Consider the following 1,229-nt stretch of genomic DNA (forward strand, 5'->3'; position numbering starts at 1 on the left):
CTCGGGGTGTGCGGTGACCTGCAGCAACTGGCTGTAGGCCACTTCAGCGGCCAGGCTGGCGGTGTCGAAGAGGCTGGTTTTGGGAAACAGCATGACGCCGTTGACGATGGCATGCAGGGTGTCGCCGCGCGGGCCTTCGTTGTCGGTGGCGCTGATGCCTGACGCGTTCAGCGCCCCGTCCATGCGGTACGACAGCTCGGAGCCCACGCTGACCGGGCCGATCACCCGGGCCGCGCTCACGCCGAACAGTTGCACGTGTTTGGGGTAGACCAGCCGGTACTGGCCCAGCGCCGCCAGGGTTTGCGGGGCGAACCCGGGCTGGTAGTCGTTGAAGCGGCGGTAGTAGAGGCCGATGTTGGATTCGATCTCTTCGGCGTTGTACTTGGCGCTGATGCCCCAGTTGCCCCGGTTCTTGGGCGTGACCGAATCCACATGGGTGAAGGAGGCCCCGGTGGGCGATACGGGCAGGCGGTCGGGCCCTTCAAACAGCATGTCGGCCGGGGCAAAGTAGGTGCCGCCATAGGGCAGGCGCGTGGGTTTCCACTCAAAGAAATACTGGCCCTGCACGCTGAGCCGGTTGCTCAGTTGCGCCCGGGCAGAAATGTTGCCCAGCGACAAAAACACCTCTTTGGTCTCGATGCCCGGGCTGGTGACGGCCTTGGCACCGTCGGTGGGGGCCTGCGAATACGAAATGGCGTGCGCGCCGATCAGCAGGCCCTCGCCCCAGTAGTTGGTGTGGCGGCCTACCTTCAGGCTGACCGGCGTGGCACCGATGTTGAAGTTGCCCCACGCAAACGCATCCAGAAATTCGCCTGAGGGGCCATTGACGTAGCGCTGCACCTTGGGGCTGTAGGTGTTGTTGAAGTAGCTGGAGCTGTAGCCGGGCACCGTGGTTTGCACGCTGTGGTCGCTGTAGGCCTTGTCGTACCAGCCGGAGGCGCTGGCGCGCACGCCGAGCTGGTTCTTCCAGTTCAGGTCCACCTCGCCCAGCAGGTCCAGGCGGTTGGTGACCACATCGCCGCGGTTGAACTTGCCGTCGGATTCGTCATAGGTCGGGTTGGCCAGGATGCGGCTGTCTTGCTTGTCGGCGCGCACGCCCAGGTTGTAGCGGATGGTGGTGTCCAGCCGCAGCGTGAGGTCGGGGTTGCCGGTGGCGACCTCAGACGCATGGGCGCTGGGCGCGGCCAGGGAGCCGATAGCCAGGACGATGGCGGTCAGGCTGCGGTGGG

General features: G+C 65.3%; 1 protein-coding gene. It reads right to left on the reverse strand.

Translation table 11 applies throughout. The features are described 5' to 3' along the window. On the reverse strand, positions 1–1,229 hold a 1,229-nt coding region (locus tag AC097L_RS25025; RefSeq protein ID WP_479589416.1), incomplete at both ends, for a DUF1302 domain-containing protein.

This window comes from Rhodoferax sp. RT5P35 (assembly GCF_056521385.1).